This is a genomic window from Brevibacterium sp. 2SA, from assembly GCF_005502845.1.
In the GTDB taxonomy this organism is placed as follows: Bacteria; Actinomycetota; Actinomycetes; order Actinomycetales; family Brevibacteriaceae; genus Brevibacterium.
The window spans coordinates 1-24,258 of the sequence record NZ_SCMW01000033.1 but is presented as its reverse complement, the minus strand read 5'-3'; the positions used below and the strand labels follow the sequence as shown (position 1 = coordinate 24,258).

Genomic DNA, 24,258 nt, shown 5'->3' with positions numbered 1-24,258 from the left:
CGTCTCGCTGTGTCTGGCTCATCTATCCCTCCGTCAGGGCTCGCCGCAGTCCCGCCGCCAGTCGCATCGCCGGCTCATCGGCGCGCTCCGGCGTCGCCGCCGGAGCGAGCAGCGGCGGGTGTCCCAGCGGCAGCTCCTCTCCCGTGAGCACGCCGAAGTCCGCGAGGCTCGCCGCACCCATGCCGACCCGCTGCCACGGTTCGGCGATGCGGTCGAGCCACTGACGCACGTCACCAGGTCGGGAACCGGCGTCGGCGGGCAGGCGGATCCACGTGCCGACTCCCGCTTCGGCGAGGATCGCCAGCTGCTCCCACCCTGCTGCCCTCAGACTAGCCAACGGCACGGACACGGCGCCGGCGCCGGTGGAGGCGACCACCTCGGCGGCGGGGATCTCCTTGCCGCGCAGCCGCAGGGGCGCGAGGTCGGGGAGGCTGAGCAGGGACGGCGGCAGGTGACCGAAGGTCGAGGTCAGCGCCGCGAACACCTGGGTCTCGCTGATCGCGGGCAGGCTCGCGAAGCCGGAGACGGTGGGCCAGGTGCCGGTGAGGACGGGGTCGAGCCGCATCTCGGCGAAGCGGATGACGGTGCGCAGCCCAAGCCTGCGCAGCCTCTCGGTGAGGCCGGCGATGCCGAAGGCGTAGGCCTGGACGACGTCGCGTCGCGCTCCGGCGTCGCCGAGGACGCGGGCTCCCGACGGCAGGCTGAGCGCGGTGACGAGCGTCCAGGGTCCCGGCAGGGAGACCTGCACAGCACCGGGGAAGCCCTCGCCGTATTCGGCGACGGCGTCAAGGGCTTCGCCGAGTCCGGAGGTCTCGAGCCGTTCGTCCCGTCCCGCCGCGGCCGTCAGCCGCCACCCATAGGACGCGCGGTCGACGTGGAGGTCGGTGAGCAGGCCGACGGCGCGGCCGATCGCGTCGGCACCCCACCGGTCACCGGAGGGGTGGGCGATGAGCGGAACGGGAGGCAGGCCTGAGGCGAGGACGTCGAAGCCCGCCGAGGCGGCCCGCCGGGACACGTCACCGGGTCGGGGCGCGGCGGCCGAGTCGGAAGCGCCGAGGCTGTCCCCACCGGGAATCCACACCGACGTCGTCGTCGCCGACGGGGTCAGGGACTGCGTCTCAGCGGTGCCTGCGGCTGCGGGGGATTCCGAAGACGTCGACATAGAATCCGAACTCGCTTTCCAGGGAATCGATGATGGTCTCGGTGCGGACGAAGCCGTGGGATTCGCCCTTGTACAGACGGTAAATGTACTCCACTCCGGCCAACCGGAGCATGTCGACGAACTCCTGCGCCTGATTGGGCGGGACGATCGGGTCGCGGTCGCCCTGCATGATCGCCACGGGCACCCTGATGTCGCTCGTGCGGTGGATCGGCGAACGGGAGAAGAGCGCATCCTGTGCCTCGGGCCAGGGGCCGACGAGACCGTCGACGTAGTGCTTCTCGAAGTCGTGGGTGTCGACGACGAACCGCATGAGGTCGGTGACCCCGAAGTACGAGGTGCCGCACGCGAAGACGTCGGAGCTGATGAGCGCCGACAGCGCCGTCCAGCCTCCCGCCGAGCCGCCGGAGATCGCGATCCGCAGCGGGTCGGCGAGACCGGCAGCGATGAGGCCCTGAACGGCTGCGACGATGTCGGCGACGTCGACGATCCCCCACTGTCCGCGCAGGCGCTCGCGCCAGGCCCGGCCGAAGCCCGTCGACCCGCCGTAGTTGACCTCCATGACACCGATGCCGCGGGAGGCGAAGAAGCTCATCCGCGCCGACATGTCCGCCGTCGCCTGCCCGGTCGGTCCGCCGTGGGCGATGACGACGTAGGGCGGGCGCTCCCGGTCGAGGGCGATGAAGCGGGGATTGTGGGGTGGGTGGAGGACGACGGGGACTCCGCCGAGGACCGTTGTGTGCGGGTGCGCGTAGTAGTCGGCGTGGGCGTCGAGGCGCTCCGTTGCGATCTCCGTGAACGTCCCGGTCGCCCGGTCGACGGCGATGAGCGCGCCCGCGCAGTCCGGGGACTTCGCGGTGAGCAGGACGTGGGTGCGACCGAGATCGTGGAGTTCGATGCTCCCGAGCGTCGCGATCTCCTCGACGACGAGCGCCGAGGCGGCGGTGGGAGTGGCCGCACCGGCGGGAGCGGCGGTGGCAGCGTCCCCGGCGGCGGGGAGATCCCTTGCGGCGGTGTCGCGCGCCCGCACGAGGGCGGCCATGTCCGACTGCGCGTGCGCCCACACCTCGTGACCGTCGCCGAGGTGCCACAGCGCCCCGAGCTGCCACAGCGGTCCGCCGATCTCGGTTCCCGTGTCGAGGACGGGACGGAGGTCGGCCAGACTGAGGTCGCCCGCCTCGGCGGCCGACGACGCAGCACCGGCCCCAGAGCCCACCACACCCCCGAGGTCGAGTTCGTAGAGCGCCCAGTGCCCCTGATGATCCGAGCACAGCCGCAGCGTCGCCGGTCCGCTGAACTCCGGTTGGAGGAGGGCGACCTCCCTGCCGTGGAGGACGGCGGCTACGGACGGGTCTCCCCCGGTGCCGAGGTCGAGGACCCACAGGCTCGTCTCGTCCCACGGCATGTGCGGGTGCTCCCACCCGATGAACGTGAGGAGTCGGCCGTCGGCGGAGAGCCGCGGCCAGGCCATGAAGTGCGCCTGCGTCGCGAGCTCACGCATCGTCCCGAAGCGGGTGATGAGCACGATCGAGCGCCGCCGCACCGTCGAGCGGCAGTCCTCGCGCACGCAGAGCAGCCCCCACGGGGTCATGTGGAGGTCGCCGTAGCGGATGAGACCCGAGGTCTCCGGTGTGAGCGCATGCGGCGAGCGGCCGGGGATGAGCTGCCAGACACGCTGATCGGCGGCGTTGACGAAGTAGACGATCTCGCTGTCGGGGTCGAGCGCCCATGCTCCGCCGCCGTATTCGTGGACGGCCGAGCGGATGTTGAACGGCTCCGGCAGGATCCGCTCCCCCGAGCCCGGATGCGACAGGGAGGTGCGGACCAGACCTGTCCGGGAGTTCTCGGTGGGGAACTTCGCCGAATAGTAGACGTGCTCGCCGCGGAAGGCGGCTTCGAAGATCGGGGCTGCCCCGGTGGCGACCTCCGCTGCGCTCAGCGGCGAGGACCACGTGCCGTACGGCGCGGTGACGACGTCCTGGGGCGATTCCTTCATTCCCCCAGGCTACCGCCCCCGGCGGGCCCGTCACCGGTGCGCATCACCGGTGCTCATCACCGCGCGCCGAGGCGGTCCCTGCCGGTGACGTCGATCGTGGCCTGACCGAGGACGCGGGTGCCGCGGTAGACGACCATCGTCTGTCCCGGGGCGACGCCGGAGAGCTCCTCGGCGACGTCGACGTGGAGGAGCTGGCCGGCGGGCCGGGCCGCCGGCACCGCGGCTTCATGGTCGGGCGCCTCGGTGACGACGTCCCCGAGCCATGCCCGGGCGGGCACGGGGTCGGAGTGGGCGCGGATCTGGACCTCGCAGTCGATCCCCGTCTCCGGTGAGCTGCCGATGTCGGCGGGCGCGGGGCCGGCCCACGAGGTGCGGATGCCGGTGAGGTGGGAGACGCCGAGGTCGGCGCGGGAGCCGACGGTCACGGTGTTCGAGGCGGGGTCGAGACCGGTGACAAAGCGCGGCTTGCCGTCGGCCGCGGGCTTCTCGATGCCGAGTCCCTTGCGCTGGCCGATGGTGAAGGTCATCGCGCCGTCGTGCTCGCCGAGGACTTCGCCTTCGGCGTCCTTGATGAGACCCGGGCGCATCGGGATCTTGTCGGCCAGCCAGGCCTTCGTGTCGCCGTCGGGGATGAAGCAGATGTCGTAGGAGTCGGGCTTGTTCGCCACCGAGAAGCCGCGCTCGGCCGCCTCGGCGCGGACCTCGGCCTTCGAGGCGGTCGCCCCGATCGGGAAGTAGCAGTGCTCGAGCTGCTCGCCGGTGAGGACGCCGAGGACGTAGGACTGGTCCTTTGCGAGGTCCTCGCCGCGGTGGAGCTCGGGGCGGCCGTCGGCGTCGCGGACCACCTCGGCGTAGTGCCCGGTTGCGATCTGGTCGAAGCCGAGGGCGAGCGCCCGGTCGAGGAGGGCGGCGAACTTGATGCGCTCGTTGCAGCGCATGCACGGATTCGGGGTGCGGCCGGCGGCGTACTCGGCGATGAAGTCATCGACGATGTCCTCCTTGAACCGCTCGGAGAAGTCCCACACGTAGAAGGGGATGCCGAGCATGCCCGCCACCCGGTGGGCATCGCGGGAGTCCTCGATCGTGCAGCAGCCCCGCGACCCGGTGCGCAGGGTGCCGGGCATCCGGGACAGGGCGAGGTGGACGCCGACGACTTCGTGGCCGGCGTCGACGGCACGGGCGGCGGCGACGGCGGAGTCGACTCCGCCGGACATCGCGACGAGGACCTTCATGCGCTCTCCTGACTCTCGTGTGCCGTCTGCCGCCAGCGCGGCGTTGCCGAGACCATGCCGGCCCGGCGGGCCTGGTCGACGACGGCGGGCAGCGCCTCGAGGAGCGCGTCGATGTCGGAGGCGGCGGTGTCGTGGCCGACGGTGAAGCGCTGCGCGGAGCGGGCGACGTCCTCGCTCATGCCGGCGGCGAGGAGAACATGGGAAGGGCGGGAGACGCCGGCCGAGCACGCCGATCCCGTCGACGTCGCGATCCCGCGGGCGTCGAGGCCGAAGAGGAGGGAGTCGCCCTCGCAGCCGGCGAAAGTGAAGTGGGCGTTGCCGGGCAGACGGCCGGTCCCGCGCGGACCCGACAGCGTCGCGCCCTCGATCGTCGCCTCGACGCCGGCGATGAGGCGGTCGCGGAGGTCGGAGAACTTCGCGGCCCGCGAATCGAGGTCGGAGGTCGCGAGGTCGACGGCCGCGGCGAAGGCGACCGCGCCGGCGACGTCGAGGGTGCCCGAGCGCACGCTGCGCTCCTGACCGCCGCCGTGGAGGATCGGGGTGGGCGAGGCGGCGCGGTCGAGGAGGAGGGCGCCGATGCCGACGGGACCGCCGATCTTGTGCGCGGTGATCGTCATCGCCGTGGCTTCCAGTTCGGCGAAGTCGAGCGGGATCTGTCCGAGCGCCTGGACGGCGTCGATGTGGAACGGGATGCCGAGGTCGCGGGCGAGACGCCCGAGTTCGGCCAGCGGCTGGATCGTGCCGATCTCGTTGTTCGCGGCCATGACCGACAGCAGCGCGGTCCGGTCGGGGTCGCGGCGCAGTGCCGCCTCGGCGGCGGGCAGGTCGATCCGGCCGGTCTCGTCGACGTCGAGGAGGACGATCTCCGCGCCCTGGGACTCGAGCCAGTCGACGGAGTCGAGGATCGCATGGTGCTCGATCGCCGAGGTGAGGACGAGGGGTCGGGAGGGTTCGGCGAAGCTGCCGTTGTTGCGCGAGAGGTAGAGGCCCTTGACGGCGAGGTTGTCGGCCTCCGTGCCGCCGGAGGTGAAGACGACCTCGGAGGAGCTCGTCGCCCCGAGTGCCCGGGCGATGTCGTCGCGGGCCGTCTCCAGCCGCATCCGGCCGGCCTGACCGACCGCGTGCAGCGACGACGGATTGGCCCGGCGGCTCAGCTCGGTCGTGTAGACGTCGAGCACCGCCTGGGGCATCGGCGAGGTCGCGGCATGGTCAAGATAGATCGGCACGTCGAGTATTTTAGGCGCTCGGGCCCGGCCCCGGCCAGGTTCCGTGCCCGATCTCACCCGCCGCCGTGCCCGATCTCACCCGGTTCCGCCGGTCGGAGCGGTCTTCGCCGCGGGGCCCTGCGGACTAAACTTGTCCGGGTGTTCACCGTTTTCACGCTCGTGCTCTATGCCGTCGCCGCCGTGCTCACCGTGTGGGCGATCGTCGAGACGATCCGCAACCGACCTGCCGGCCCGCTGCTGCTCGGCTGCTCCGCGCTTCTGCTGCTCCTCCTCATCGTCGAGCTCGTCATCTCGATCGCGACCTTCGGAGGCACCGACGGCGTCGACCCGCTCCTCTACTTCGGCTATGTCATCACCGCGATCCTCGTCATCGCGCTCGCCGGGTTCTGGGCGTTCGCGGAGCTGAGCAGGTGGGGTCCCGGCGTGCTCGCCGCCGCCGGGCTGACGGTGATCATCATGATCGAGAGAATGGACCAGATTTGGCTGTGAACAGACGCGCCGTCCGCACTCGCCCGGCACCGCGCTCACCGTACTCGGCGATGCATTCGGGCCCCGGTCGGGCCCTGACCGCGGTCTACGGGATCTTCGCACTGTCGGCGACCGCGCGGGCCGGCTACCAGGTCATCCGCGAATTCGACGTCGCCCCGGTCGCCTACACGCTCTCGGTCATCGCCGCCGCCATCTACATCCTTGCGACGGTGTGCTTCGTCATCGGCAACCGGGTCACGCACCGCATCGCGATCGCCGCGTGCCTGACCGAGTTCGCCGGCGTCATCATCGTCGGCATCCTCAGCTTCACGCATCCCGAGGACTTCGCGAAGCCCTCGGTGTGGTCGAACTTCGGCTCAGGCTACGGCTTCATCCCGCTCGTGCTTCCCCTCATCGGCCTGTGGTGGCTGCTGCGGGTGGGCCGGCGGGTGCACCAGGAGCAGACGAACCCGGTGTGACCTCCTCACTCGATCCGTGAGGAGAGGATGTCCCAGTCGGTGTTGAGGGCGGTGATCGTCTCCCCGTCCTTGAGCAGGACGTAGGGCTGGGCGGTGTCGACCTTGACGGTATTGCCGTCCTTGTCGTTCGTCTTCACGGCCTCGATCGTGTCACCGAGGTCGACCGAGTAGTCCTCGGGCACCTTGATCGTCAGCGTGCAGCGGATCTCGCCCATGCCGAGCGCGCCGTTCTCCGTCGTCAGCGTCATCGACCCGAAGTCGAGGTCCTGGTACGGAGTGCATTCGACGGTGACGTCGTCGAAGCCGGAGTCCTCGTTGCGGAGACCGCCAACGTAGTCCTGGAACGACTTGAAGCCGCCCTGGTCGAGTCCGGAGACGATGCCGCCGTCGACTTTGCCGTCCTTGAGGAACGTCGAGATCTGATCGGCTGCGGTCGCCATCTCCTCGGTGAACTTCTGCGGGGCAGGTTCGACCGCTCCGCTGCCGTCGGCGAGCAGGGTCGGGGCCTGATCGGCGGGAATGAAGACCGCGGTGCGCACGAGCGGCTGCACCGAGGCGGATTCGCGGGTGGCCAGCTGCACCTGCGTGAGCTTCTCGTCCCCGCCCGTCGTGCCGAGGGCGTAGAACCACATCGGGTAGTCGGTGAAGGCGGGTCCGCCGGCGACGACCTCGGTGAAGTTCGGGGCGCGCAGGTTCTGCTTCGTCTTGTCCGCGATCTGGATCTGCGCGCGGGTCCGGTCGATGAGCGGGGCGCCCTGGATCGTTTCGAGTCCCTCACCCTTGTCGGCGAGGATCTTGTCGAGCGATTCCGTGTACGAGGTCATGAACTCCCCGGCCTCGCCCGGGCGGACAGCAGTGCGCTCGTACGGGGTGACCTGCGGAGTGTCGGGCTGGGCGATGGGCAGCGCACCGCAGCCGGTCAGCGCCAGCCCGGAGGCCAGCGTGATGCCGGTGGCTGCACGCACCCGGGTGTTCCGGCGCCGAGGCGGGGCCGCAGGTTTCGCCGGCTCCGCGGCCGGTTTGCCGGTCGGGTTCCCGCTGTCGGTCGGGGCGCCGTCCGCGGGCTCCTGCCCGGTCGTCGAGGTGGACTTCCGGGACTTCCGGCGGGGCGCCTCGGTGCTGGGGCGGCGCTCCTTGAGCTTGCCGGACTGCTTGCGCGGGCGGATCCGCCCGTTCCACCAGCGGAGGAAGAAGTAGGCGGCGAAGCCGAAGGCGATGATCGCGGCGGCCAGGCCGATGAGGCTGAGCGCGAGCACACCGGCCACGCGCATCTTCAGCTGCACGGTCGTCCCGTCGAGGTTCTCCCCCGCCGTCGCGGGCGCGATGACGAGGACCTGCGGGTCGGCGTCGAGGTCGAAGGTCTTCGACACGGTCGCCCCGGTCTCCGCGGATGTCCACCAGTCCCGACCGGCGATATCCGCGGCGGGTGCCGGGTCACCGGGGATCGAGCGATGGGTCGCCTCGTTGGGGAAGTCGACGTCGCTGATCTGGACCTGGGAGACCCCGTCAAGGTAGCTCGCGGTGTCGACGCCGTTCGCGGTGCCGAGGAAGAGCTCCTTGCCGTCGGCGTTCGTCGCCTCGATGGTGACGTTCGTGCCGGAGAACGGCACGATCGCTTCGTCGAGGACGACGGCGTAGGACCCGTCGGAGACTTCGAAGGCCGGCGTCTCGGTGACTTCGTCGGTGCCGACGACGGACATGGCAGAGGCCACCAGCACGGTCAGGATCACGCCGGTGATCGTGAACAGGATGGCGGTGGTGAGGCGGACTATCTGGTTCAGAACAATGCCCTCATCAGTTTGGTGCGTGCTTTGGCGACGGCCGGGTCATCGGGTCCGACGATCTCGAAGAGGTCGAGGACGCGCAGGCGCAGCGCCTCCTTCTCCGGCCCCGTGGTCGTGCGGATGAGCGAGATCAGGCGGTCGAACGCCCCGGCCGGGTTGCCGCTGACGACTTCGGCGTCGGCGGCGGCCTTCGCGGCCTCGACATCGGCGGTGTCGGCGTCGGCGGCGGCGATGAGCTGCTCGGGGTCGGCGTCGATGAGGCGGCGGCCGAGGCCGGCGCGGGCGAGACCGAACTTCGCCTCGTCATCGGCCGGTGATTCGGCGAGCGCGGCCTTGAAGAGGGATTCGGCGGTGTCGAAGTCCCCGGCGGCCAGGGCCTCCTCGGCCTCGGGATGCTTGGGGCCGGCCGGTTCGGGTTCGGCTCCCCCGACGACCGCGTGACCACTCACGCCGTTCTCCGCGGCGAGGGTGAGGAGCTCGTCGAAGTAAGCAGCGATCTGCGGTTCGGGCAGTGTGCTCTGGAACAGCGGCACCGGCTGGCCCTTGATGATCGCGACGACCGTCGGGGTCGACTGGACGCCGAAGGCCTGGGCGACCCGCGGGTTCTGGTCGACGTCGACCTTCGCGAGCACGAGCCTGCCGCCGTAGGACGGGATGAGGCGCGCGAGGACGGCGGAGACCTCACGGCTGGCGTCACTGGCGCTCGAGGCGAGATCGATGACGACGGGCACGCGCTCGGAGAGCGCGACGATGTCGTTGAAGACCGCTTCGTCGACGTCGAGGACGAGCGAGGGCAGCGGCACCGCGGTGGGATCCGCGGCCGGCGCACCCGCCTCGTCGGCGGGCATGTTCTTCGTGCGGACCGCGGAGAGGTCGAGCCCCTGCTGGGGGGCGCTGCCCGACTGCGGGCCCGGACCCTGGTTCGGATCGAAAGACACGGGATCTCCTTTGCTGGGTGCGTCAGCCGAGCTTGGCTCCGCTGAGGGTTTCGAGGCCGCCGATGAGGCGGGGCTTGCCGTCCTGGGGCACGAGGAAGGTGAGCACCTGGTACGTCGTCGTCGTCACCGGCTGCTGCGTGCTGCTCTCCCCGGTGAGCTCCTTCTGCGGGGTGCTCAGGGTCAGCGTGCCCGTGCGACCGCCCGTCGACTGCGGGGTGATCGTCGATTCGGCGGTGATGACGCCGGTGACGACCGCGGAATCACCCGCCGTCTCCTGGGCGACGATCTGCTGTCCGGGCTCGTACGAGTACTTGACGCTGGCCTTGCCCTCTTCCGCGCTCTTCTTCTGCTCGTCCTGGTTCGCCCAGATCGACTTCGAGAAGTCGTCGGGTTCGAAGAGCTTCGCCTCCTTCGACGAGGCGCCGGCGCCGAGGGCCTTCGCGTAGTCGGCGACGGTGGCCTGCGGGGTCATCGCGAAGCCTTCCGCGTTCGCGTCGAGCGGCTGCGAACCCTGGCGCGCGTCGGCGATCTCGGGCAGCTCGGTGCCGGGGACGAGGACGGTCTGCGACCACAGCTTGTAGTCGGACCGGGCGTCGTCCTGGGTGAGGACGAGGAGCTGCGTCTGATCCCCGGCCGAGGTGATGAGGCTCGTCATCCGCGGCCACGTGTCGGTCGCGGCCGTGAAGTTGACGACGATCTCGTCGGCGGCGATCGCCGGCGGCATCGTCTGGTCCTTGACCTTGTCCTTGACCTTGTAGACGGCGGTGCGCTGTTCGAGTGCGGGCCCGGTGGCGCGGGCCTCGAGCTTCTTCGCGTCGGTCTCCTTGTCCGCGGCGGCGATGTCGGTGGCCACGGCGCCGAGGATGCGCTCGGCCTGGCCGCTGCTCACGCCGGCCATCGGCGTCGTCGGGGCCGGTGAGGCTTCGGGGGTCGGCAGCTCGGTGGGGCCGCACGCGCTGAGCGCGAGGACCGGGACGATGGCGAAGGCCGTGCCGTATTCGGCGAGCTTGCGCCGACGGTCCTGCCGGGCCTGGCGGCGGTTGGCTTCGCGCTTGGCGGTGCGACGACCGAGGAAGAGGAGGATGAGGCCGATGACGAAGATCGCACCGCCGGCGATCATCAGCGGAATCGCCCAGGGGGTGTCGGCGCGATTGGGCCAGGACAGGGACACCGAGGTGACGTCGCCGGGGGCGCCCGAGCCGGCGATGAGGAACCCGGTGCGGTTGGCGTCGGAGTCCCAGTCGAGGCTCACGGTGTCGGTGCCGGTGACTTCGGCCTCCCAGAGGTCGGAGCCGGCGGGGTTCGGCAGCTCCGCCTCGCCCTCCTTCGGCTCGACGGTGAGGCCGTTCTCCGCGGCGAGTCCGGTGATGCGGGCGGCCGGGGAATCGCCGACCCAGGCGTCGATGCTCTCGATCGGGGCCTGCGCGATCGTGAGATCACCGGTGCCCTGGGCGGTCAGCGTCGCGGGCGTGTCATAGAGGTTGAGCATGCCCGGATCGACGATGACGGCCGGGGCCGACCCGTCGATCTGCGTCGTGGCGGTGATCGTGTCGGAGGGGGCCCACAGGGTCTTCTGGAGCAGCCCGAGCCCTGAGACAACGACACCCACCACCATGAGAATCACAGCAAGTGTGTAACGCACGCGAAAAACCTTCTCCTCGAGTCGGCACGATTCTTCCCACCCTGTCCGGGCAGAGGTCAGTACAAGTTTAGGTCACCGACGGCCGCGGTGTTCTGCGGATGCACTCAGCGTGTGTCAGCGGACACACAGGCCCACCTGGCTGGTCCCGACCCGCACACCGTTAAGCTTGCAGCGTGAGCAACGACAGAATTGTGTGGATCGACTGCGAAATGACCGGCCTCGACGAGGCGCGTGACGAACTCATCGAGATCGCCGCGATCGTCACCGACTTCGAGCTCCGACCGCTCGACGAGGGCATCGACATCGTCATCCGGCCCTCGGCGGAGGCCCGGGCGAACATGAACGACTTCGTCACGACAATGCACACCGATTCCGGGCTGATCACCGAACTCGATGCCGGCACGACCGTCGCCGAGGCGCAGGCCCAGGTCCTCGACTATGTGAAGTCGCACGTCAAGGAGGCCGGCAAGGCGCCGTTGGGCGGGAATTCGGTGGGCACCGACAAGGTGTTCCTCACCAAGCAGATGCCCGAGCTCGTCGCCTACCTCCACTACCGCATCATCGACGTCTCCTCAATCAAGGAGCTGTCGAAGCAGTGGTTCCCCCGCGCCTACTACCAGGCACCGGCGAAGCTCGGCGGCCATCGTGCCCTCGGCGACATCCGGGATTCGATCGTCGAACTCGAGTACTACCGCCGGGCCGTGTTCTCCGCGGAGGGCCCGACCTCCGATGATGCCAAGCGCATCGCCGCCGAGGTGGTCGCCCAGTACTCCGCGGACGCGGAGCAGCCGGCGGGGGAGGAGACCCCCGCCGACGCGCCGACGAACTAGCTCGACTTCCGCTCCGGCTGCGCGAAGACGGTGGACGGGAACGCCCCCGACTGGACGAGCACCTTGACGAGGGTGCGGCTCGGGGAGACGAGGGAGGCGATCTGCTCGTCGCTGAGCACCGACCACGCGGCGGCCACGGTGCCGTCGGTGAGGATCTCGACCTCCTCTTTGAGCTGACGTCCCGCGTCGGTGATCTGCGGCAGCGGATACCCGCGGTCGTCGGTGCCCACGGTGATCAGCCCCGCCTCGGCGAGTCCGTCCTGGGCTCTCTGCCACTCCTCATCGGTGTAACCGCGGGTCTTCTGCGCGGCCCGCGGCTTGAACGACGCGCCGGTGGCGACGTCGAGCATGAGGGCGTCGATGCCGGCGACTCCGGCGGTGACGAGCGAGGCGACATGTCCGTCGCCGCGGAACTCGCGCGCCACGGTGGCGAGATCCCAGAGGGCTTCGAAGGCCGTGGTCGGGGTGTGGGCGGCGACGGCGTCGGCGGTCGAACCGGCCAGGGAGCGGCCGGTGAAGTCCATCGCCTCGCGCACGGGGGTGAGCGTCTCCGTGAGCTGGGCGGCCGCCTCGGTGAGGAGGGCGATGTCGTCACGGTCGCCGAAGAGTCCGTCGAGGTAGAGGGACACGGCGTCGAAGCGGGCGGAGACCATGACGTCCGGGGAGACGGTGTCCCAGATCCGCGGGATGATCGTCGCGATGAACGTCGGCGAGTAGTTGTAGAAGGTGCCGGCGACGACACCGGCGTTGACGCGGCCCATCGGCGCCGAGCGGGCGGCCATGTTCGCCGGGATCCCGGGTTCGAGGCCGAGTTCGGCGAACGAGGCGCCGACGACGTCGGAGAAGTAGATCGACGAGTGGAACGAGTTGAGGCGACCGGAGAGCGTCCTGATGTTCTGCGTGCGAGTCGAGTCCATGGCCCCATCCTAGGCGGGGCAGAGCCCTGCCGACAGGGCACGCGGGTGTCGGACCGGCACATCCGACAGCCAGGTCGCACGCATCCTGGGCAGGGACAATGGGAGAATGAGCGTCATGACGACTGGAGCAACCCGAGCCCATCCGAGCCGCCGGTCCCGCCGCCGTCCCCTCATCGTCTCCGCGATCATCGTCGTCGTCACCCTCGTCGTCGGGGTCATCGCCGCCGACCGGATCGTCGATTTCACCACCGAGCGCCGGATCGCCGAGGGGCTGGAGAACTACGGTGACGCACAGGTCGATGTCAGGGGCTTCCCGATCCTCAACCAGTTGGCTGCGGGCAGGCTCGACGCCGTCGACGTCACGGCGACGCGGGCGACGTACGAGGACCTCGACGTCACCGATGTCGATCTCAGCCTCTTCGACGTGCCCACCGACTCCTCACGACCGATCGGCACCGTCGACGGGGAGGCGACGATCCCGCTGTCGACGATCGATCGGCTCGCCGGGCAGAACGCCTCCCTGCCCGACGGGATGACGTTCACGACGACCGACGGGACGCTCTACCTCACCGGTTCCCTGCTCGGGCAGGACGTGCGCGTCGGGATCGATGCGCAGCCCGACGGGCGGCAGATCCTCGTCTCGGCGACGACGCTCACCCTCGGCGCAGCCGAGGTCGATCTTTCGACGATGCCGGCGTTCCTCACCTCGGAGATCTCCGACATCGTCATCGATCTGGGCGACATGCCCGAAGGCCTCGAGGTCACCGGCATCGACGCCGTCGACGACGGCATGCGGGTGAGCGTCCACGGCAACGGGGTGATGCTCGAGTAGGTCGGTCCGAGGCGGACAAGTCGGGTTGAGGCGGGGCGAAGCTCGCCCACAGGACCGACTCAGCCTTGCGGACTACGATCGGTGGCGACCATCACATCTGTGAAGCACACCTGTGAAGAAGGGCAGTCCCATGGGATTCGACAAGTTCATCAACAAGGCGAAGAACCTCGCCAACGACCCCAAGGTCCGCGAGAAGCTCAACAACCCCAAGGTCGAGAAGTTCAGCGATCAGGTTCTCGACAAGGCTGCCGGTGCCGCCGATTCGCTGACGAAGGGCAAGTACAGCGACAAGATCAAGAGCGCCCGCGATGCCGCGGACCGCGCGATCGGCCACGACGACCAGCGCCCTGGCGACGCCCGCCCGGGTGACCCGCGCACCGGTGATGTCCGTCCCGGTGACCCGCGTCCGGGAGATCCGCGCCCGGGTGAGCAGAACCCGGTCGACTTCCGCGATCGCCGCGACCCCGAGGACCCGCAGAGCCCACGGCGCTGAGCCGACTCAGCACCATCGACGATGCCCCGCCCGGCTGCCGCCGGGCGGGGCATCGCGTGTCCGATCCCACACTCCCGGGGCGGCCTCGTGTGTGAGAATGGCAGTCGGCCCGCGCCCGTGCGGCCGACAGCCGACACTGCCCCCGAAGGAGGTGCTGTGCGATCCCCCATTCCCGACTTCCTCGATGAGACGCTCGAGCGTCATCGCCACGACCGCAGCGGTGCGATGGCCGACTACATCCCCGACCTCGCGGCCGCGGATCCGAACAAGCTCGCGATCAGCATCTCGACGCTTGACGGCGTCCTCTACGACTCCGGGGACGCCGATTTCGAGTTCTCGATCCAGTCGATGTCGAAGCCCTTCATCTACGGCATCGCCCTCGAGGCCCTCGGCATCCCCGCCGTCCTCGACAAGGTCGGCGTCGAACCCACCGGTGAGGCGTTCAACGAGCTCTCCCTCGACAAGACCTCGGGCAAACCGCTCAACCCGATGATCAACGCCGGGGCCATCACCATCCACTCCCTCCTCGGCGGTCAGAACGCGACCCTGGCCGAGCGCACGGAGATCGTCCGCGCGGGCCTCTCCCGGTTCGCCGGCCGGCAGCTGCGCGTCGATGAGCACATCGCCGCCGGGGAGTGGCATCAGGCCTACCGCAACATCGCGATCGCCAACATGCTCCGGTCCTACGACGTCATCACCGACGATCCCGACGAGGTCGTCCAGGGCTACATCAACCAGTGCTCGGTCCTCGTCAGCGTCCGGGACCTCGCGATGATGGCTGCCACCCTCGCCGGCGGCGGCGTCAACCCGATCACCGGAGAGCGGGTGCTCTCCCCCAGGGTCAACCGGCAGGTACTCGGAGTGATGATGACGTGCGGGATGTACGATGCCGCCGGTGACTGGATGACCGAGGTCGGGGTGCCCGCCAAGAGCGGCGTGTCCGGTGGCCTCTTCGGTGTCCTGCCCGGTCAGGTGGGCATCGCGACGTATTCGCCGAAGCTCGACAAGCACGGCACGAGTGTGCGCGGAGCGAAGATCTTCCGCTCGCTGTCGGCAGACCTCGGCCTCCACATCATGAACGCCCCCGAGCCCGCCCGCTCGATCATCCGCCGCGACCGGCGCTTCGTCGATGCGAAGGGCCATATGGTCCGCATCGTCAGCCTCCAGGGGCTCATCCAGTGGAGCGGCGCGGAGAACGTCATGCGCGAGATCGCCTCCCCCGACGATGCCATCGACGTCTTCGCCCTCGACCTGCGCCGGGTGTACTCGATCAACGAGGTGGCCCGCCGGATGATCGTCGAGGCGCTGCGCCGGCTCGGAGAGGAGGGCAAGCAGGTCGTCCTCCTCGACCCGGAGAACTCGATGGGCTGCAGCGGGCCGGCCTCGGCGCTGCCCGGGGTCGAGATCCTCGAGTCGCCGAAGCAGCTGCGCAATCTCGATCTGCGCGGGCTGCGACGGGTGCGCGACGACTTCGCCGATCAGGTGTCCTGATCGCCTCGCCGGCCAGCGGGGTCGCGAAGCCGGCGACCACCTCGGCGGGATTTGCTAAGGTGAACCTAACTCCACCCTCAGCGAAAGGCCCCCGCATGTCGACTCCCGCCCCCGCCCGCACGAAGCGCCCGGATCGCCCGCAGGCCATCCTCTCCGTCATCAGCACGGAGACGGTGAGCCCGCATCTCGTCCGGATCGTCGCCGGCGGCGAGGGGTTCGACGCGATCAGGAACAACGACTCGACGGACAAGTACGTCAAGATCATGTTCGCCGATCCCGCGCACGGCCTCACCCCGCCCTACGACCTCGCCGCCCTGCGGGAGACCGCCCCGGAGACCCTGCCCCGCAACCGCACGTACACGGTCAGGGAGATGGATGTCGCGGCCAAGCGGGTGACGATCGACTTCGTCGTCCACGGCGACGAGGGCATCGCGGGCCCGTGGGCGAAGGCAGCACAGCCCGGGGACACGCTCGTCCTCATGGGCGCCGGCGGGGCCTACCGCCCCGATCCGGCCTCCCCATGGCATCTGCTCATCGGCGATCACACGGCGCTGCCCGCGGTGAGCTCGGCGATCGAGGCGATGGACGCCGAGGCGACCGGCCACGTCCTGCTCTCTGTCGCGCACTCCGCCGACCGCCTCCTGCCCGCGGTCCCGGCAGGACTGACCGTGACCTGGGTCGACTCCGATGAGGACCTCATCGCGGCGGTGGGCGACCTGCCCTGGGCGGCGGGGACGCCGCAGGTCTTCGCTCACGGTGAGCGCGAGACGATCAAGGTGATCCGGCGGATCCTCAAGGAGCGCGAGGTGCCCCGGGAGGCGCTGTCGATCTCCGCGTACTGGGCGCGCGGACGGGCCGAGGACCAGTTCCAGGCCGAGAAGCGCGAACCCATCGGCCAGATCGAGTGATCGACCCGGCCGACGTGATCAGCGCGTCAGTCGGAGGTGAACGCGCCCTTGAGTTTTGACAGGGCCGCGGCGATCTCGGTGAGATCGTCGGCGGAGAGTCGCTCGAGGTAGCGGTCGACGAGGAAGTCCTCGTAGCTGACCAGCGCATCACGGTACTTCCTGCCGCGGTTCTGCAGCTCGAGGACCTGCACGCGCCCATCACGTTCGCTGCGGCGGCGGGCGATGTAGCCTCCCGCCTCGAGGACGCCGAGGTGCTGGCTGATCGCCCCTTTCGTCACTCCGAGGTCGGCCGCGAGCTCCCCAGAGGTGATTTCGGGGTTGTTCGCGATCCGCTCGAGGACGGCGTGCTGCTGAGCGCTGAGCTCGAAGTCGTCGTACTGCGGGCCCTCCCCCTCGGAGACGCGCCACAGCTCGATGAGCAGCGTATTGATCCGCGCGGCGGCCGCGCGGGCCTCGGCCTCATCCGGCATGACGGGCCTGCCTCACGCCACCGACCACGGCGGGCTTCGCCGTCGGGGCGTCGGTCGTCGTCTCGGTCGCCTCCTCCACGGGCTTCTTCTTCCGGCGGAGGATCTTCGCCTTGATCGCCTGGAACGCCTCCTTGCCGACGCACGCGATGGCGAGCAGCAGGACGCCTTCCCCGGCGGCGAGGACGCCGGCCACGAGGCCGACCTTGCTGCCGGCGTCGATGGGCAGGAACGGAGCGATCGGGATGATAAGGAAGAAGAGCGGATAGAGGATGAGCAGGGCAATTCCGAACTTGAAGCGGAGTGGTTTCTTCGCTCCCCTGACGGGAGCCTTGCGGGTGCGGGGGTTCGTTGTCATGTCATTTAGTTTAGCTCTCTAAACTAAATGAGTCAACTCGGGTCAGCGCTTCCTCCGCGTCACGACGAAGGCGATGACGCCGATGGCGATGAGCCCGACCGCAAGTGCCCCCATGAGCAGGTACTGCCCGAGGTCGGCACCGGTGCGCGGCAGCGATCCCGCGTTCTCGTCGCCGCCGTCGGCCGAGTCAGCGCTCGCGCCCGGATCGGCGCCCTGCGCGTCCGCGGAGGCCGATGAGCCGCTCGCGTCCGCGTCAGTCCCCTTCGCGTCCGCGTCGGTCCCCTTCGCGTCAGAGCCGTCGGCGTCCTGACTGCCTGCGGTCGACCCGGTCGCCGCGGTGGTGCCCTCAGCGCTGGCGTCCGCCTCGGCGCCGGCGGTCTCGTCCGCACCGGACGCATCCGCGTCGGCTCCAGCGCTGTCATCGGACCCGGCGGTGCTGTCGGCCCCGGCGTTGTCCCCGGCTGAAGCATCCGCCTCGGCGCCGGCATTGTCATCGGCACCGGCGTCGGATCCGCCACCGCCGTTGCTCAGGTCGGCGATCGAGTAGATGCTCGTCGTCCCCGACACCTCACTGCCGACGACGAGAGCGGCCTGACCGGACGGCGATTCGTCCGGGCTGAGGAACGTGATGCCCTCCGGACCGAGGTCACCGGCGCTGGCGAGCAGGGCCGCCGGATCCTCGGCGGTCTCGATCTCGTCCTCGACGGAGACGGAGAAGTCGCGGTTGTTGAAGTAGGTCGCGAACGTCGGCTGCGCGGGATCCGAGAGGTCGTAGGCGGCGATGCCGCCGACGCGTTCGAAGCCGATGAACGCATACGTCGTTCCGCCGACCTCGCCGATCGTCAGCGCCTCGGGCTCCGGGCCCTTGTCGTCACTGCGCCCTTCGAGGTTCGACTCGGAGTGGTTGGAGTTGAAGAAGTCGGGATTCGCCTCGGCGGTGAGCCGCTCGAACTCGTCACCGGAATCGGCGACGAGCTGACCGTCGGTCGTCCACACCGCGAACGAGCGGGCACCGAAGGAGTAGAGCTCCTCGTAGCAGCTGCCGTCCTCGCTCAGGCCGAGGTCGGTGATGACGTTGAGGCGTCCGAGCTCGTCATCGCCGAGCCGGTCGGCCAGCGGCGAGGACTCGCAGACGGGGGCGAGACCGTCGTCGCCGAGGTCATTGGCGCGCGCGGCATCGGAGAAGTCGCCCCATTCGCGGGAGTCGCCCTCATTGGCGGTGACGAGGTAGTCGGTGCCGCCTGCGGAGAACGTCGAGATCGTGTCGGGCATGTAGGTGCCCTTGAGTCCCGGGTATTCGGCGATGTTGATCGTCGGGGCGTCCTCGGGATCACGGTCGGAGGGATCGAGGCCGTTGCCCGGCTGCCCGTGGTCCTTGAAGCCGAGCGGGAGGATCTCGGTGACCTCGGCGGAGGCGATGTCGACGACGGCGACCGAGTTCGCCTCCTGCAGCGTCGCGTACGCCTTGCCGCCGGCCACGGTGATGTACTCGGGTTCGAGGTTCCGCGACACCGGCAGGTCACCGTCGGGGTTGGGGCCGAAGACCCGGACGTCGGCGGGCAGGGTCTTCGAGCCGCTCTCCTCGAAGTCGTTGAAGTCCGCGATCCGCACCGCGTCCTGGGACGGGGCGGCCACCTCGGCGGGGAGATCGACGACGCCGATCGACCCTTCGGGATCCGTCGAGAAGTCGTCGGCGGGTTCGCCCTCGTTCGCGGTCAGCGCCCGGGTGCCGTCGGGGGTGAGGGCGACCATGTCGGGCAGGGAGCCGACGGTGACCGAGCCGAGCACCGTCGCCTCGGGTGAGTTCGCGTCGAAGAACATCAGCGTTCCCGGCTGGGTCTTGTCCGCGTCCTCGAGAGCGATGACGCCGAGGCCGTCGTCGCGGATCGCCACCGAGTTCGCGACCCCGGTCCCGGTGATCTCACCGGTCTTCGTCGGGTTCGTCGGGTCGGAGGCGTCGATGATGTCGACGGTCGCCGCCTGGGCGTTGACGGTGAAGACGGTGTCGCCGTAGGTTGCGGTGATCTCTGCGGCGGATTCGTCGAACTGGCCGGTCTCATAGGTGCCGAGGAAGCCGAATTCGACCTCGGCGTCCGGGGCCGAGGTGCTGATCGGGTCGGGCACTTCCGCCGCGCTCGCCCCGGCACCGCCGGTGACGGTGAGTCCGGTGGTGAGACCGGTGGTGAGGAGAAGTGAGGTGAGGGCGGCGGTGATCGTCTTCGTATGCGTCATCGGGTCTCCGAGTCGTGGCGGCGGCAGGCGGGAACGGCCCGCCCACCTCCATATACGGGCAGGGAGTTGTCCCGGGCCGGAACCTCAGATGGACGGCAGGTGAAGAGCCGGGGTCCGTCTGCGCGCCGGGAACCCCGTCTCCTGCGGCCTCAGGCAGGGCCGGTTGCCGGTGCGCTGGAGCCGGCTGCCGGCGGAGTCTCAGCGCAGATCGAGGGCGTCGACGACCTCGGCGACTGTGCGCTTGGCCTCGGCGTCGAGCCCGCGCAGTGGTGCGGGCAGGCTGTCTCCGGTGACGAGGCCAAGGTGCTCGGCGATCGCCGCACCCACCCGCAGGCTCCCGCCGTGGGCGGCGAAGAGATCCCACAGCGGCTGGAGTTCGCTCGCGAGCTCGCGGGCAAGGTAGGGGTCGCCGGACTGTGCGGCACGGGTGATCGCGAGCATCGGCTCGGGCAGGGTGCCGCCGATCGCCGTGTACCATGCGTCGCACCCGGCGATGAGTCCCTCGGCGCCGTATGCGTCGACGGAGACGCCGATCGCGGTGCCCTCCGCGGTCGCCGCCCGGATGCCGCTCACCCGCTGGGTCCACTCCCCTGCTGAGAGCGGCAGGCCGGGGATCTTGATCGCCGCGACTCCGTCGAGCTCGCTCAGCCGTCCGTAGAGTTCGGTCGTGAACGTGAAGTGCGTCGTCCCCGGGTTGTCGTAGACGATGACGGGCAGGTCCGTCGCCGAGGTGACGGCGCGGAAGAGCTCGACGACCTCGTCTGCGGTGAGCGGGTGGTAGCTGACCGGGGCGAGGAGGAGCGCTGAGGCCCCGGCCTCCTCGGCCGCGGAGGCGTTGGCGAGCACATCGCGCTGGTTGAGCGCCCCGATCCCGACGATGACGGGGATGCCCTGGGCGCGCTCGACGGCGGCGCGGGCGACGAAGGCGCGGGTGCCGACGCTGAGGTAGGGGCCCACCCCGGTCGACCCGAGCGGGGCGATCGAATCGACGCCGGCGGCCACGAGGCGGTCGATGAGACCGTCGAAGGCGGCCTCATCGAGACTGCCGTCGCGGATGGGCGTGAGCGGGAAGGCGCTGAGGCCGGTGAGGGCGGCAGGTGCGGTCATGGCGATGTCCGTTCTCTCGTCGTCGACGGGTGTGCGTCGACGGTGGCGATGAGGTGATCGAGCGGCGGGAAGCGCGGGCGCGCGTCGGGACTGGCCACGGCGATCGCCCCGACGGCGTTGGCGACGCGCAGCGCCTCGGCAGCGGGGATGCCGGAGCGCAGGGCGATGGTCAGGGCCGCGCAGAAGGCGTCGCCGGCCCCGACGGTGCTCACCGGGGTGAGCGCCTCGGCGGGTGCGAACGCGGTCTGCTCACCGTTCTCGAGCAGGGCCGACCCCTGTGCCCCGTAGGTCACGGCGACCCGGCGAGCCGTGGCCAGCTGCGGGAGCGCTGCGTACTCGGACTCGTTGACGATGATGAGATCGGCACGGTCGACCACCTCGGCGGGCAGTGGAATCGCGGGGGCGGCGTTGATGACGAACCAGCCGCGCACGGTGCGGGCAAGATCGCTGATGACCTCGAGCGGGATCTCGAGCTGCGTGAGCACGGTGTCGGACTCGTCGAACCTCAGCCCGGCGGCGCTGACGTGGGCGTTCGCCCCTTCGCACACGGCGATCGTGTTCTCACCGCGGGCGTCGACGGTGATGAGCGCGGTCCCGGTCTCAGCGTCCACCTCGGCGATAGCGCTGACATCGACGCCGGCCTCGCGCAGGGCTGCGGTCATCTCCGCGCCGGTCGGGTCCGTGCCGACGGCCCCGACCATCCGGGTCACGGCGCCGAGGCGGGCCGCCGCAGCCGCCTGGTTCGCGCCCTTCCCTCCGGGGCTGCGTGAGAGCGTGCCGCCGCCGACGGTCTCTCCGGGGCCGGGCAGGCGGTCGGTCACCGCGGTGATGTCGGCGTTGATGCTGCCGACGACGGTGAGCGGGATGGCGAATGCGGACACACTTCACTCTAACCCTCGCCTCGGACATGGGAGGAGAACCGAATGTGGGAGGTGTCCCGGCACCGGGGTCGGAGTCGGGGGATGCCGTATATTCGGGCCATGACCGATGATTCGAGGCAAGCGCGCCCGACGGTTCGGCGCTCCGGGGCGGGACAGTGGATCAGCGGTGCGGCGCAGACGCTCATCGTCCTCACGTGCGTCCTCTACCTCGTCACCAACACCCTGTGGGCGCTGCTGCTGTGGGAGGCGGTGACGGTCGTCTACCTCGGCGTCGGGCTCATCGTCGTGTGGAACGGCAGTCGACAGCCCGAGGCCGGCGATCGCACGGAGGCCCGTGCGGTCGTCAAGTGGCTGTGGATTCCCCCGCTGCTCGCCGCGGTCGCCGGGTCGAACGCGGCGATCACCGCGATGGTCACCCAGGACTCCGCGGACGGCGGTGCCGACCAGACGACGATCCTGTTCGCTGCAAGCGCGGGCATCATCCTCTCGTGGCTCATGCTCCACATCGCGTTCGCCGAGATCTACGAGGTCACCGAGGCGGCCAATGACGAACGGGAGCTGCGCTTCCCGACAGCCGACCTCCCGACGACGCTCGACTACCTCTACTTCTCCTACACGATCGGCACGTCGTTCGCGACCTCGGACGTCGAGGTGTGCGGGATCGCCGCCCGCCGCATCGTCCTGCTCCAGAGCATCATCGCGTTCTTCTACAACGCGCTCGTCGTCGCCGTCGCCTTCCAGGTCCTCCAGAAGCTCGTGACGATGGCCTGAGGAGCAGCAGCTTCAGGCGACGAACACGCAGAAGGGGTGGCCGGCGGGATCGGCGAGGACGTAGAGCGGCTCGTCGGGGTCGTCCGTGCGATCGACGAGCTGGCGCGCCCCGAGCTCGAGGGCCCGGGCGCGGTGGGTCTCGAGCGCCTCGGTGTCAGGCACCGTGAAGTCGAGGTGGAGCTGCATGGGCACAGCCGGATCGGGCCAGGTCGTCGGAGTGAGCTCGTCGGTCTGCTGGATCGCGAGCGTGCAACGACCCTCAGCGTCGATGAGAACGAGCCAGTCGACGTCGTCGGGGCCGCCGTCGACGGGCGGCTCGTCGCCGCTGCGGTAGCGCAGGCCGAGGAACTGCCGGTAGAACTCCGCGAGGGACCGCGGGTCCTCAGCGTCGAGGACGGTGTGGAGCAGGCGCGGGAATTCGCTCATGCCTGACCCTAACCTTGGATGCCTCGTTCAGGAGGCCCTGCTCAGGATGCGGGAACCTCGAAGTCGCCGCGGAACTCGGGGATCGTCTGATCCTCGCCGAGGACCTTCGCCTCGGGTCGGACGTACGCACCTTTGAGGGTGTCGGCGGTCTGGCTGACGTAGACCGGGATGAAGCCGGTGTGCTCACCGTCGCGGCGCGGCGCGCGTTCGAAGTAGGTGAAGCCGGCGGCCGTGAGTTCGTCGTCGGCCGTCGAAGCGTAGTTGACCTCTTCGCCGGCGCTGTCGAGGTAGAAGTCCGAGGCGCTGATCGTGCCGCCGTAGTCCTCGCCGGGAACGACCTTGACCTCGAGGTAGACCATCTCACCGTCGGGGTTGTCGCTGGCTTCGTAGTATTCGGTGGGATTGTTGCGGACCGCGGAGACGATGGTGATGACGTCCCCGGTCTCACTGTCGGTGAGCTCCTGGCCGATCTCGACCTGCGTGCCCTCCCCGGCCGGGGCAGCCGCCTCGGTGGTTGCGGCTTCGGTGGTCTCTTCGACGGCGACGTCGCCGGCTTCGGAACCGGCCGACTCCTCCGCGTCTCCGGTGGCACCGCAGGCTGAGAGGGTGAGCAGGGCAGCGGCGGCGAGTGCGGCGGAGCGGGCGACGAGTGCGGTGGGGCGGTTCATGATGTCCCTTTCACGGAGTGGTCGTCACCGGCTCTCGGCAAGCGACTGATCGAACGAGATCGACGTTAGCCGCGCACACCCTGCCCACAGGTGCTCAACAGGGCACAGACGGTGACAGGACTGGAACATCGGATCGCCGAGGCACGCCTCGGTGCGGGACCACCTGGGCGCAGGCACGCCTCGGTGCGGGACCACCTCGGTGCGGGCATGCGAGAAGCCCCGTGGATCCTGATTCCTCAGGATCCACGGGGCTTTCCCATCGGGGTGAGTAACGGGACTTGAACCCGCGACATCCGCGACCACAACGCGGCGCTCTACCAGCTGAGCTATACCCACCACACAGCCCGCACAGAGGTGCAGACAGCAAGATATATCGTAACCGCCCGGGCCACTGCCGGGCAAACCAGCAGGCGCGGACGGGAATAATGAGACGCAGATCTCCTGACGTGCAACGATTCCGTAGAGATCTATAACGGTTTCGGAAACTCGGTGGGAGGCGCACGACTCATTCACTAGGATTGTCACCGCCCTGCCGTCGACCTGCTCAAGGACCCCTATTACATGCCACGTGCGCTGATCTCTGTCTCCCAGGACGGGTATGCCTACCTGTCCCTCGAAGGGGCGACGAGTCGCTACACCGACACCGGTCAGGCAATGGCGTACCTCGGCGACTATGCGCGCGCCACACAGACTCCGGTGACCGTGACGATCGGCGACGGCGCGCAGGGAGTCGACGTCGAGATCGATGCGACCGGCAGGATCGTCCCGGCGCAGACCGCAGAGACCGAACTCGGCGCGACGAGAAGCCCCGCGCCCGAACCGACGCTGGGAACCACCTCGGCGCGGGACACCGACGACACTCAGCCGATCACCGTCCCGGCCGGGGCCGACTCCGAGGTCGACTCCCCTGGTCAGGAGTACGCACCGGACGTCTCCCCGGCAGCCGCCCAGGC

The 24,258-nt window shown here is 69.6% G+C and carries 23 protein-coding genes, 1 tRNA gene and 1 pseudogene; 9 read left to right on the top strand and 16 right to left on the bottom strand.

Translation table 11 applies throughout. The features are described 5' to 3' along the window. Positions 1-22 precede the first annotated feature (22 nt). From FFS20_RS11995 to FFS20_RS11980, 4 genes are read right to left on the bottom strand one after another with little or no spacing between them, the layout of a single operon-like run. Positions 23-1,162 carry a hypothetical protein gene (locus tag FFS20_RS11995; RefSeq protein ID WP_137826074.1) on the bottom strand — a complete coding sequence of 380 codons (1,140 nt, stop codon included), beginning with the start codon at positions 1,160-1,162 and terminating at the stop codon, positions 23-25. Beyond that, entirely contained in the window at positions 1,119-3,155 is a 2,037-nt protein-coding gene (locus FFS20_RS11990) for a prolyl oligopeptidase family serine peptidase (RefSeq protein WP_137826073.1), read from the bottom strand. The genes FFS20_RS11995 and FFS20_RS11990 overlap by 44 nt, the downstream gene beginning before the upstream one ends. 56 nt (positions 3,156-3,211) lie before the next feature. Continuing rightward, the gene (gene mnmA, locus FFS20_RS11985; protein WP_137826072.1) at positions 3,212-4,387 is read right to left on the bottom strand and encodes a tRNA 2-thiouridine(34) synthase MnmA; all 1,176 of its coding nucleotides are present in this window, start codon (positions 4,385-4,387) and stop codon (positions 3,212-3,214) included. After that, on the bottom strand, positions 4,384-5,613 hold the full coding sequence (locus FFS20_RS11980) for a cysteine desulfurase family protein (protein ID WP_171007073.1): 1,230 nt from the start codon (positions 5,611-5,613) through the stop codon (positions 4,384-4,386). The genes mnmA and FFS20_RS11980 overlap by 4 nt, the downstream gene beginning before the upstream one ends. A gap of 138 nt (positions 5,614-5,751) precedes the next feature. On the opposite strand from FFS20_RS11980, the gene FFS20_RS11975 reads away from it, so the two are divergent. Further along, complete coding sequence (locus tag FFS20_RS11975; RefSeq protein WP_137826071.1) at positions 5,752-6,102, top strand: hypothetical protein; 351 nt, start codon at positions 5,752-5,754, stop codon at positions 6,100-6,102. After that, positions 6,099-6,560 (top strand): hypothetical protein, encoded by a 462-nt coding sequence (locus tag FFS20_RS11970; protein WP_137826091.1) that lies wholly within the window; start codon positions 6,099-6,101, stop codon positions 6,558-6,560. Before FFS20_RS11975 ends, FFS20_RS11970 begins: the two co-directional genes overlap by 4 nt. A gap of 5 nt (positions 6,561-6,565) precedes the next feature. Here the strand turns inward: FFS20_RS11970 and FFS20_RS11965 are convergent, their stop codons facing one another. The 3 genes from FFS20_RS11965 to FFS20_RS11955 form a co-directional block, all read right to left on the bottom strand. After that, positions 6,566-8,272, bottom strand: a complete 1,707-nt coding sequence (locus FFS20_RS11965; RefSeq protein WP_249356829.1) for a hypothetical protein — start codon at positions 8,270-8,272, stop codon at positions 6,566-6,568. 65 nt (positions 8,273-8,337) lie between these two features. Beyond that, the gene (locus FFS20_RS11960; RefSeq protein WP_249356828.1) at positions 8,338-9,282 is read right to left on the bottom strand and encodes a tetratricopeptide repeat protein; all 945 of its coding nucleotides are present in this window, start codon (positions 9,280-9,282) and stop codon (positions 8,338-8,340) included. 22 nt (positions 9,283-9,304) lie between these two features. Then, the gene (locus FFS20_RS11955) at positions 9,305-10,897 is read right to left on the bottom strand and encodes a hypothetical protein (RefSeq protein ID WP_137826088.1); all 1,593 of its coding nucleotides are present in this window, start codon (positions 10,895-10,897) and stop codon (positions 9,305-9,307) included. Between the two features lie 200 nt (positions 10,898-11,097). Between FFS20_RS11955 and orn the strand changes: the two genes are divergently transcribed. Continuing rightward, complete coding sequence (orn, locus tag FFS20_RS11950) at positions 11,098-11,754, top strand: oligoribonuclease (RefSeq protein ID WP_283202131.1); 657 nt, start codon at positions 11,098-11,100, stop codon at positions 11,752-11,754. Here the strand turns inward: orn and FFS20_RS11945 are convergent. After that, positions 11,751-12,671: a hypothetical protein gene (locus FFS20_RS11945; RefSeq protein WP_137826070.1), complete on the bottom strand. Its 921-nt coding sequence runs from the start codon at positions 12,669-12,671 to the stop codon at positions 11,751-11,753. The two genes, orn and FFS20_RS11945, sit on opposite strands and share 4 nt — an antisense overlap. Before the next feature lie 115 nt (positions 12,672-12,786). On the opposite strand from FFS20_RS11945, the gene FFS20_RS11940 reads away from it, so the two are divergent. From FFS20_RS11940 to FFS20_RS11925, 4 genes are all read left to right on the top strand, one after another. After that, the gene (locus tag FFS20_RS11940; RefSeq protein WP_137826069.1) at positions 12,787-13,503 is read left to right on the top strand and encodes a DUF2993 domain-containing protein; all 717 of its coding nucleotides are present in this window, start codon (positions 12,787-12,789) and stop codon (positions 13,501-13,503) included. 130 nt (positions 13,504-13,633) lie between these two features. Further along, positions 13,634-13,996 carry an antitoxin gene (locus FFS20_RS11935; RefSeq protein WP_137826068.1) on the top strand — a complete coding sequence of 121 codons (363 nt, stop codon included), beginning with the start codon at positions 13,634-13,636 and terminating at the stop codon, positions 13,994-13,996. Positions 13,997-14,152: 156 nt separating this feature from the next. Next, positions 14,153-15,487, top strand: coding sequence for a glutaminase (locus FFS20_RS11930; RefSeq protein ID WP_137826067.1), 1,335 nt, complete (start codon positions 14,153-14,155; stop codon positions 15,485-15,487). Positions 15,488-15,582: 95 nt separating this feature from the next. Then, entirely contained in the window at positions 15,583-16,395 is an 813-nt protein-coding gene (locus FFS20_RS11925; RefSeq protein ID WP_137826066.1) for a siderophore-interacting protein, read from the top strand. Between the two features lie 26 nt (positions 16,396-16,421). Here the strand turns inward: FFS20_RS11925 and FFS20_RS11920 are convergent, their stop codons facing one another. The 5 genes from FFS20_RS11920 to FFS20_RS11900 form a co-directional block, all read right to left on the bottom strand. Next, on the bottom strand, positions 16,422-16,865 hold the full coding sequence (locus FFS20_RS11920) for a MarR family transcriptional regulator (protein ID WP_137826065.1): 444 nt from the start codon (positions 16,863-16,865) through the stop codon (positions 16,422-16,424). Continuing rightward, positions 16,855-17,220: a transporter suffix domain-containing protein gene (locus FFS20_RS11915; protein WP_137826064.1), complete on the bottom strand. Its 366-nt coding sequence runs from the start codon at positions 17,218-17,220 to the stop codon at positions 16,855-16,857. The genes FFS20_RS11920 and FFS20_RS11915 overlap by 11 nt, the downstream gene beginning before the upstream one ends. A gap of 42 nt (positions 17,221-17,262) precedes the next feature. Continuing rightward, positions 17,263-19,452, bottom strand: coding sequence for a choice-of-anchor I family protein (locus FFS20_RS11910; protein ID WP_212743334.1), 2,190 nt, complete (start codon positions 19,450-19,452; stop codon positions 17,263-17,265). Between the two features lie 198 nt (positions 19,453-19,650). Next, positions 19,651-20,559 (bottom strand): dihydrodipicolinate synthase family protein, encoded by a 909-nt coding sequence (locus tag FFS20_RS11905; RefSeq protein ID WP_137826063.1) that lies wholly within the window; start codon positions 20,557-20,559, stop codon positions 19,651-19,653. Next, the gene (locus tag FFS20_RS11900; protein WP_137826062.1) at positions 20,556-21,440 is read right to left on the bottom strand and encodes a ribokinase; all 885 of its coding nucleotides are present in this window, start codon (positions 21,438-21,440) and stop codon (positions 20,556-20,558) included. The genes FFS20_RS11905 and FFS20_RS11900 overlap by 4 nt, the downstream gene beginning before the upstream one ends. A 99-nt stretch (positions 21,441-21,539) precedes the next feature. Between FFS20_RS11900 and FFS20_RS11895 the strand changes: the two genes are divergently transcribed. After that, positions 21,540-22,211, top strand: a complete 672-nt coding sequence (locus tag FFS20_RS11895; RefSeq protein ID WP_171007072.1) for a DUF1345 domain-containing protein — start codon at positions 21,540-21,542, stop codon at positions 22,209-22,211. 12 nt (positions 22,212-22,223) lie between these two features. Here the strand turns inward: FFS20_RS11895 and FFS20_RS11890 are convergent, their stop codons facing one another. From FFS20_RS11890 to FFS20_RS11880, 3 genes are all read right to left on the bottom strand, one after another. Then, positions 22,224-22,637, bottom strand: a complete 414-nt coding sequence (locus FFS20_RS11890; RefSeq protein ID WP_137826060.1) for a VOC family protein — start codon at positions 22,635-22,637, stop codon at positions 22,224-22,226. Between the two features lie 41 nt (positions 22,638-22,678). Then, entirely contained in the window at positions 22,679-23,305 is a 627-nt protein-coding gene (locus FFS20_RS11885; RefSeq protein ID WP_137826059.1) for a hypothetical protein, read from the bottom strand. Between the two features lie 263 nt (positions 23,306-23,568). Beyond that, positions 23,569-23,641: transfer RNA gene (locus tag FFS20_RS11880), tRNA-His, on the bottom strand. 225 nt (positions 23,642-23,866) lie between these two features. Between FFS20_RS11880 and FFS20_RS11875 the strand changes: the two are divergent. Next, positions 23,867-24,258, top strand: a pseudogene (locus tag FFS20_RS11875) (hypothetical protein); the annotation flags it as partial.

Excerpts from the sequence above, each read along its gene's own strand:
- FFS20_RS11995 (WP_137826074.1), bottom strand. The coding sequence starts at position 1,162 with ATGTCGACGTCTTCGGAATCCCCCGCAGCCGCAGGCACCGCTGAGACG.
- FFS20_RS11990 (WP_137826073.1), bottom strand. The coding sequence starts at position 3,155 with ATGAAGGAATCGCCCCAGGACGTCGTCACCGCGCCGTACGGCACGTGG.
- mnmA (WP_137826072.1), bottom strand. The coding sequence starts at position 4,387 with ATGAAGGTCCTCGTCGCGATGTCCGGCGGAGTCGACTCCGCCGTCGCC.
- FFS20_RS11955 (WP_137826088.1), bottom strand. The coding sequence starts at position 10,897 with ATGGTGGTGGGTGTCGTTGTCTCAGGGCTCGGGCTGCTCCAGAAGACC.
- FFS20_RS11945 (WP_137826070.1), bottom strand. The coding sequence starts at position 12,671 with ATGGACTCGACTCGCACGCAGAACATCAGGACGCTCTCCGGTCGCCTC.
- FFS20_RS11940 (WP_137826069.1), top strand. The coding sequence starts at position 12,787 with ATGACGACTGGAGCAACCCGAGCCCATCCGAGCCGCCGGTCCCGCCGC.
- FFS20_RS11935 (WP_137826068.1), top strand. The coding sequence starts at position 13,634 with ATGGGATTCGACAAGTTCATCAACAAGGCGAAGAACCTCGCCAACGAC.
- FFS20_RS11925 (WP_137826066.1), top strand. The coding sequence starts at position 15,583 with ATGTCGACTCCCGCCCCCGCCCGCACGAAGCGCCCGGATCGCCCGCAG.
- FFS20_RS11920 (WP_137826065.1), bottom strand. The coding sequence starts at position 16,865 with ATGCCGGATGAGGCCGAGGCCCGCGCGGCCGCCGCGCGGATCAATACG.
- FFS20_RS11915 (WP_137826064.1), bottom strand. The coding sequence starts at position 17,220 with ATGACAACGAACCCCCGCACCCGCAAGGCTCCCGTCAGGGGAGCGAAG.
- FFS20_RS11910 (WP_212743334.1), bottom strand. The coding sequence starts at position 19,452 with ATGACGCATACGAAGACGATCACCGCCGCCCTCACCTCACTTCTCCTC.
- FFS20_RS11905 (WP_137826063.1), bottom strand. The coding sequence starts at position 20,559 with ATGACCGCACCTGCCGCCCTCACCGGCCTCAGCGCCTTCCCGCTCACG.
- FFS20_RS11895 (WP_171007072.1), top strand. The coding sequence starts at position 21,540 with ATGACCGATGATTCGAGGCAAGCGCGCCCGACGGTTCGGCGCTCCGGG.
- FFS20_RS11890 (WP_137826060.1), bottom strand. The coding sequence starts at position 22,637 with ATGAGCGAATTCCCGCGCCTGCTCCACACCGTCCTCGACGCTGAGGAC.
- FFS20_RS11885 (WP_137826059.1), bottom strand. The coding sequence starts at position 23,305 with ATGAACCGCCCCACCGCACTCGTCGCCCGCTCCGCCGCACTCGCCGCC.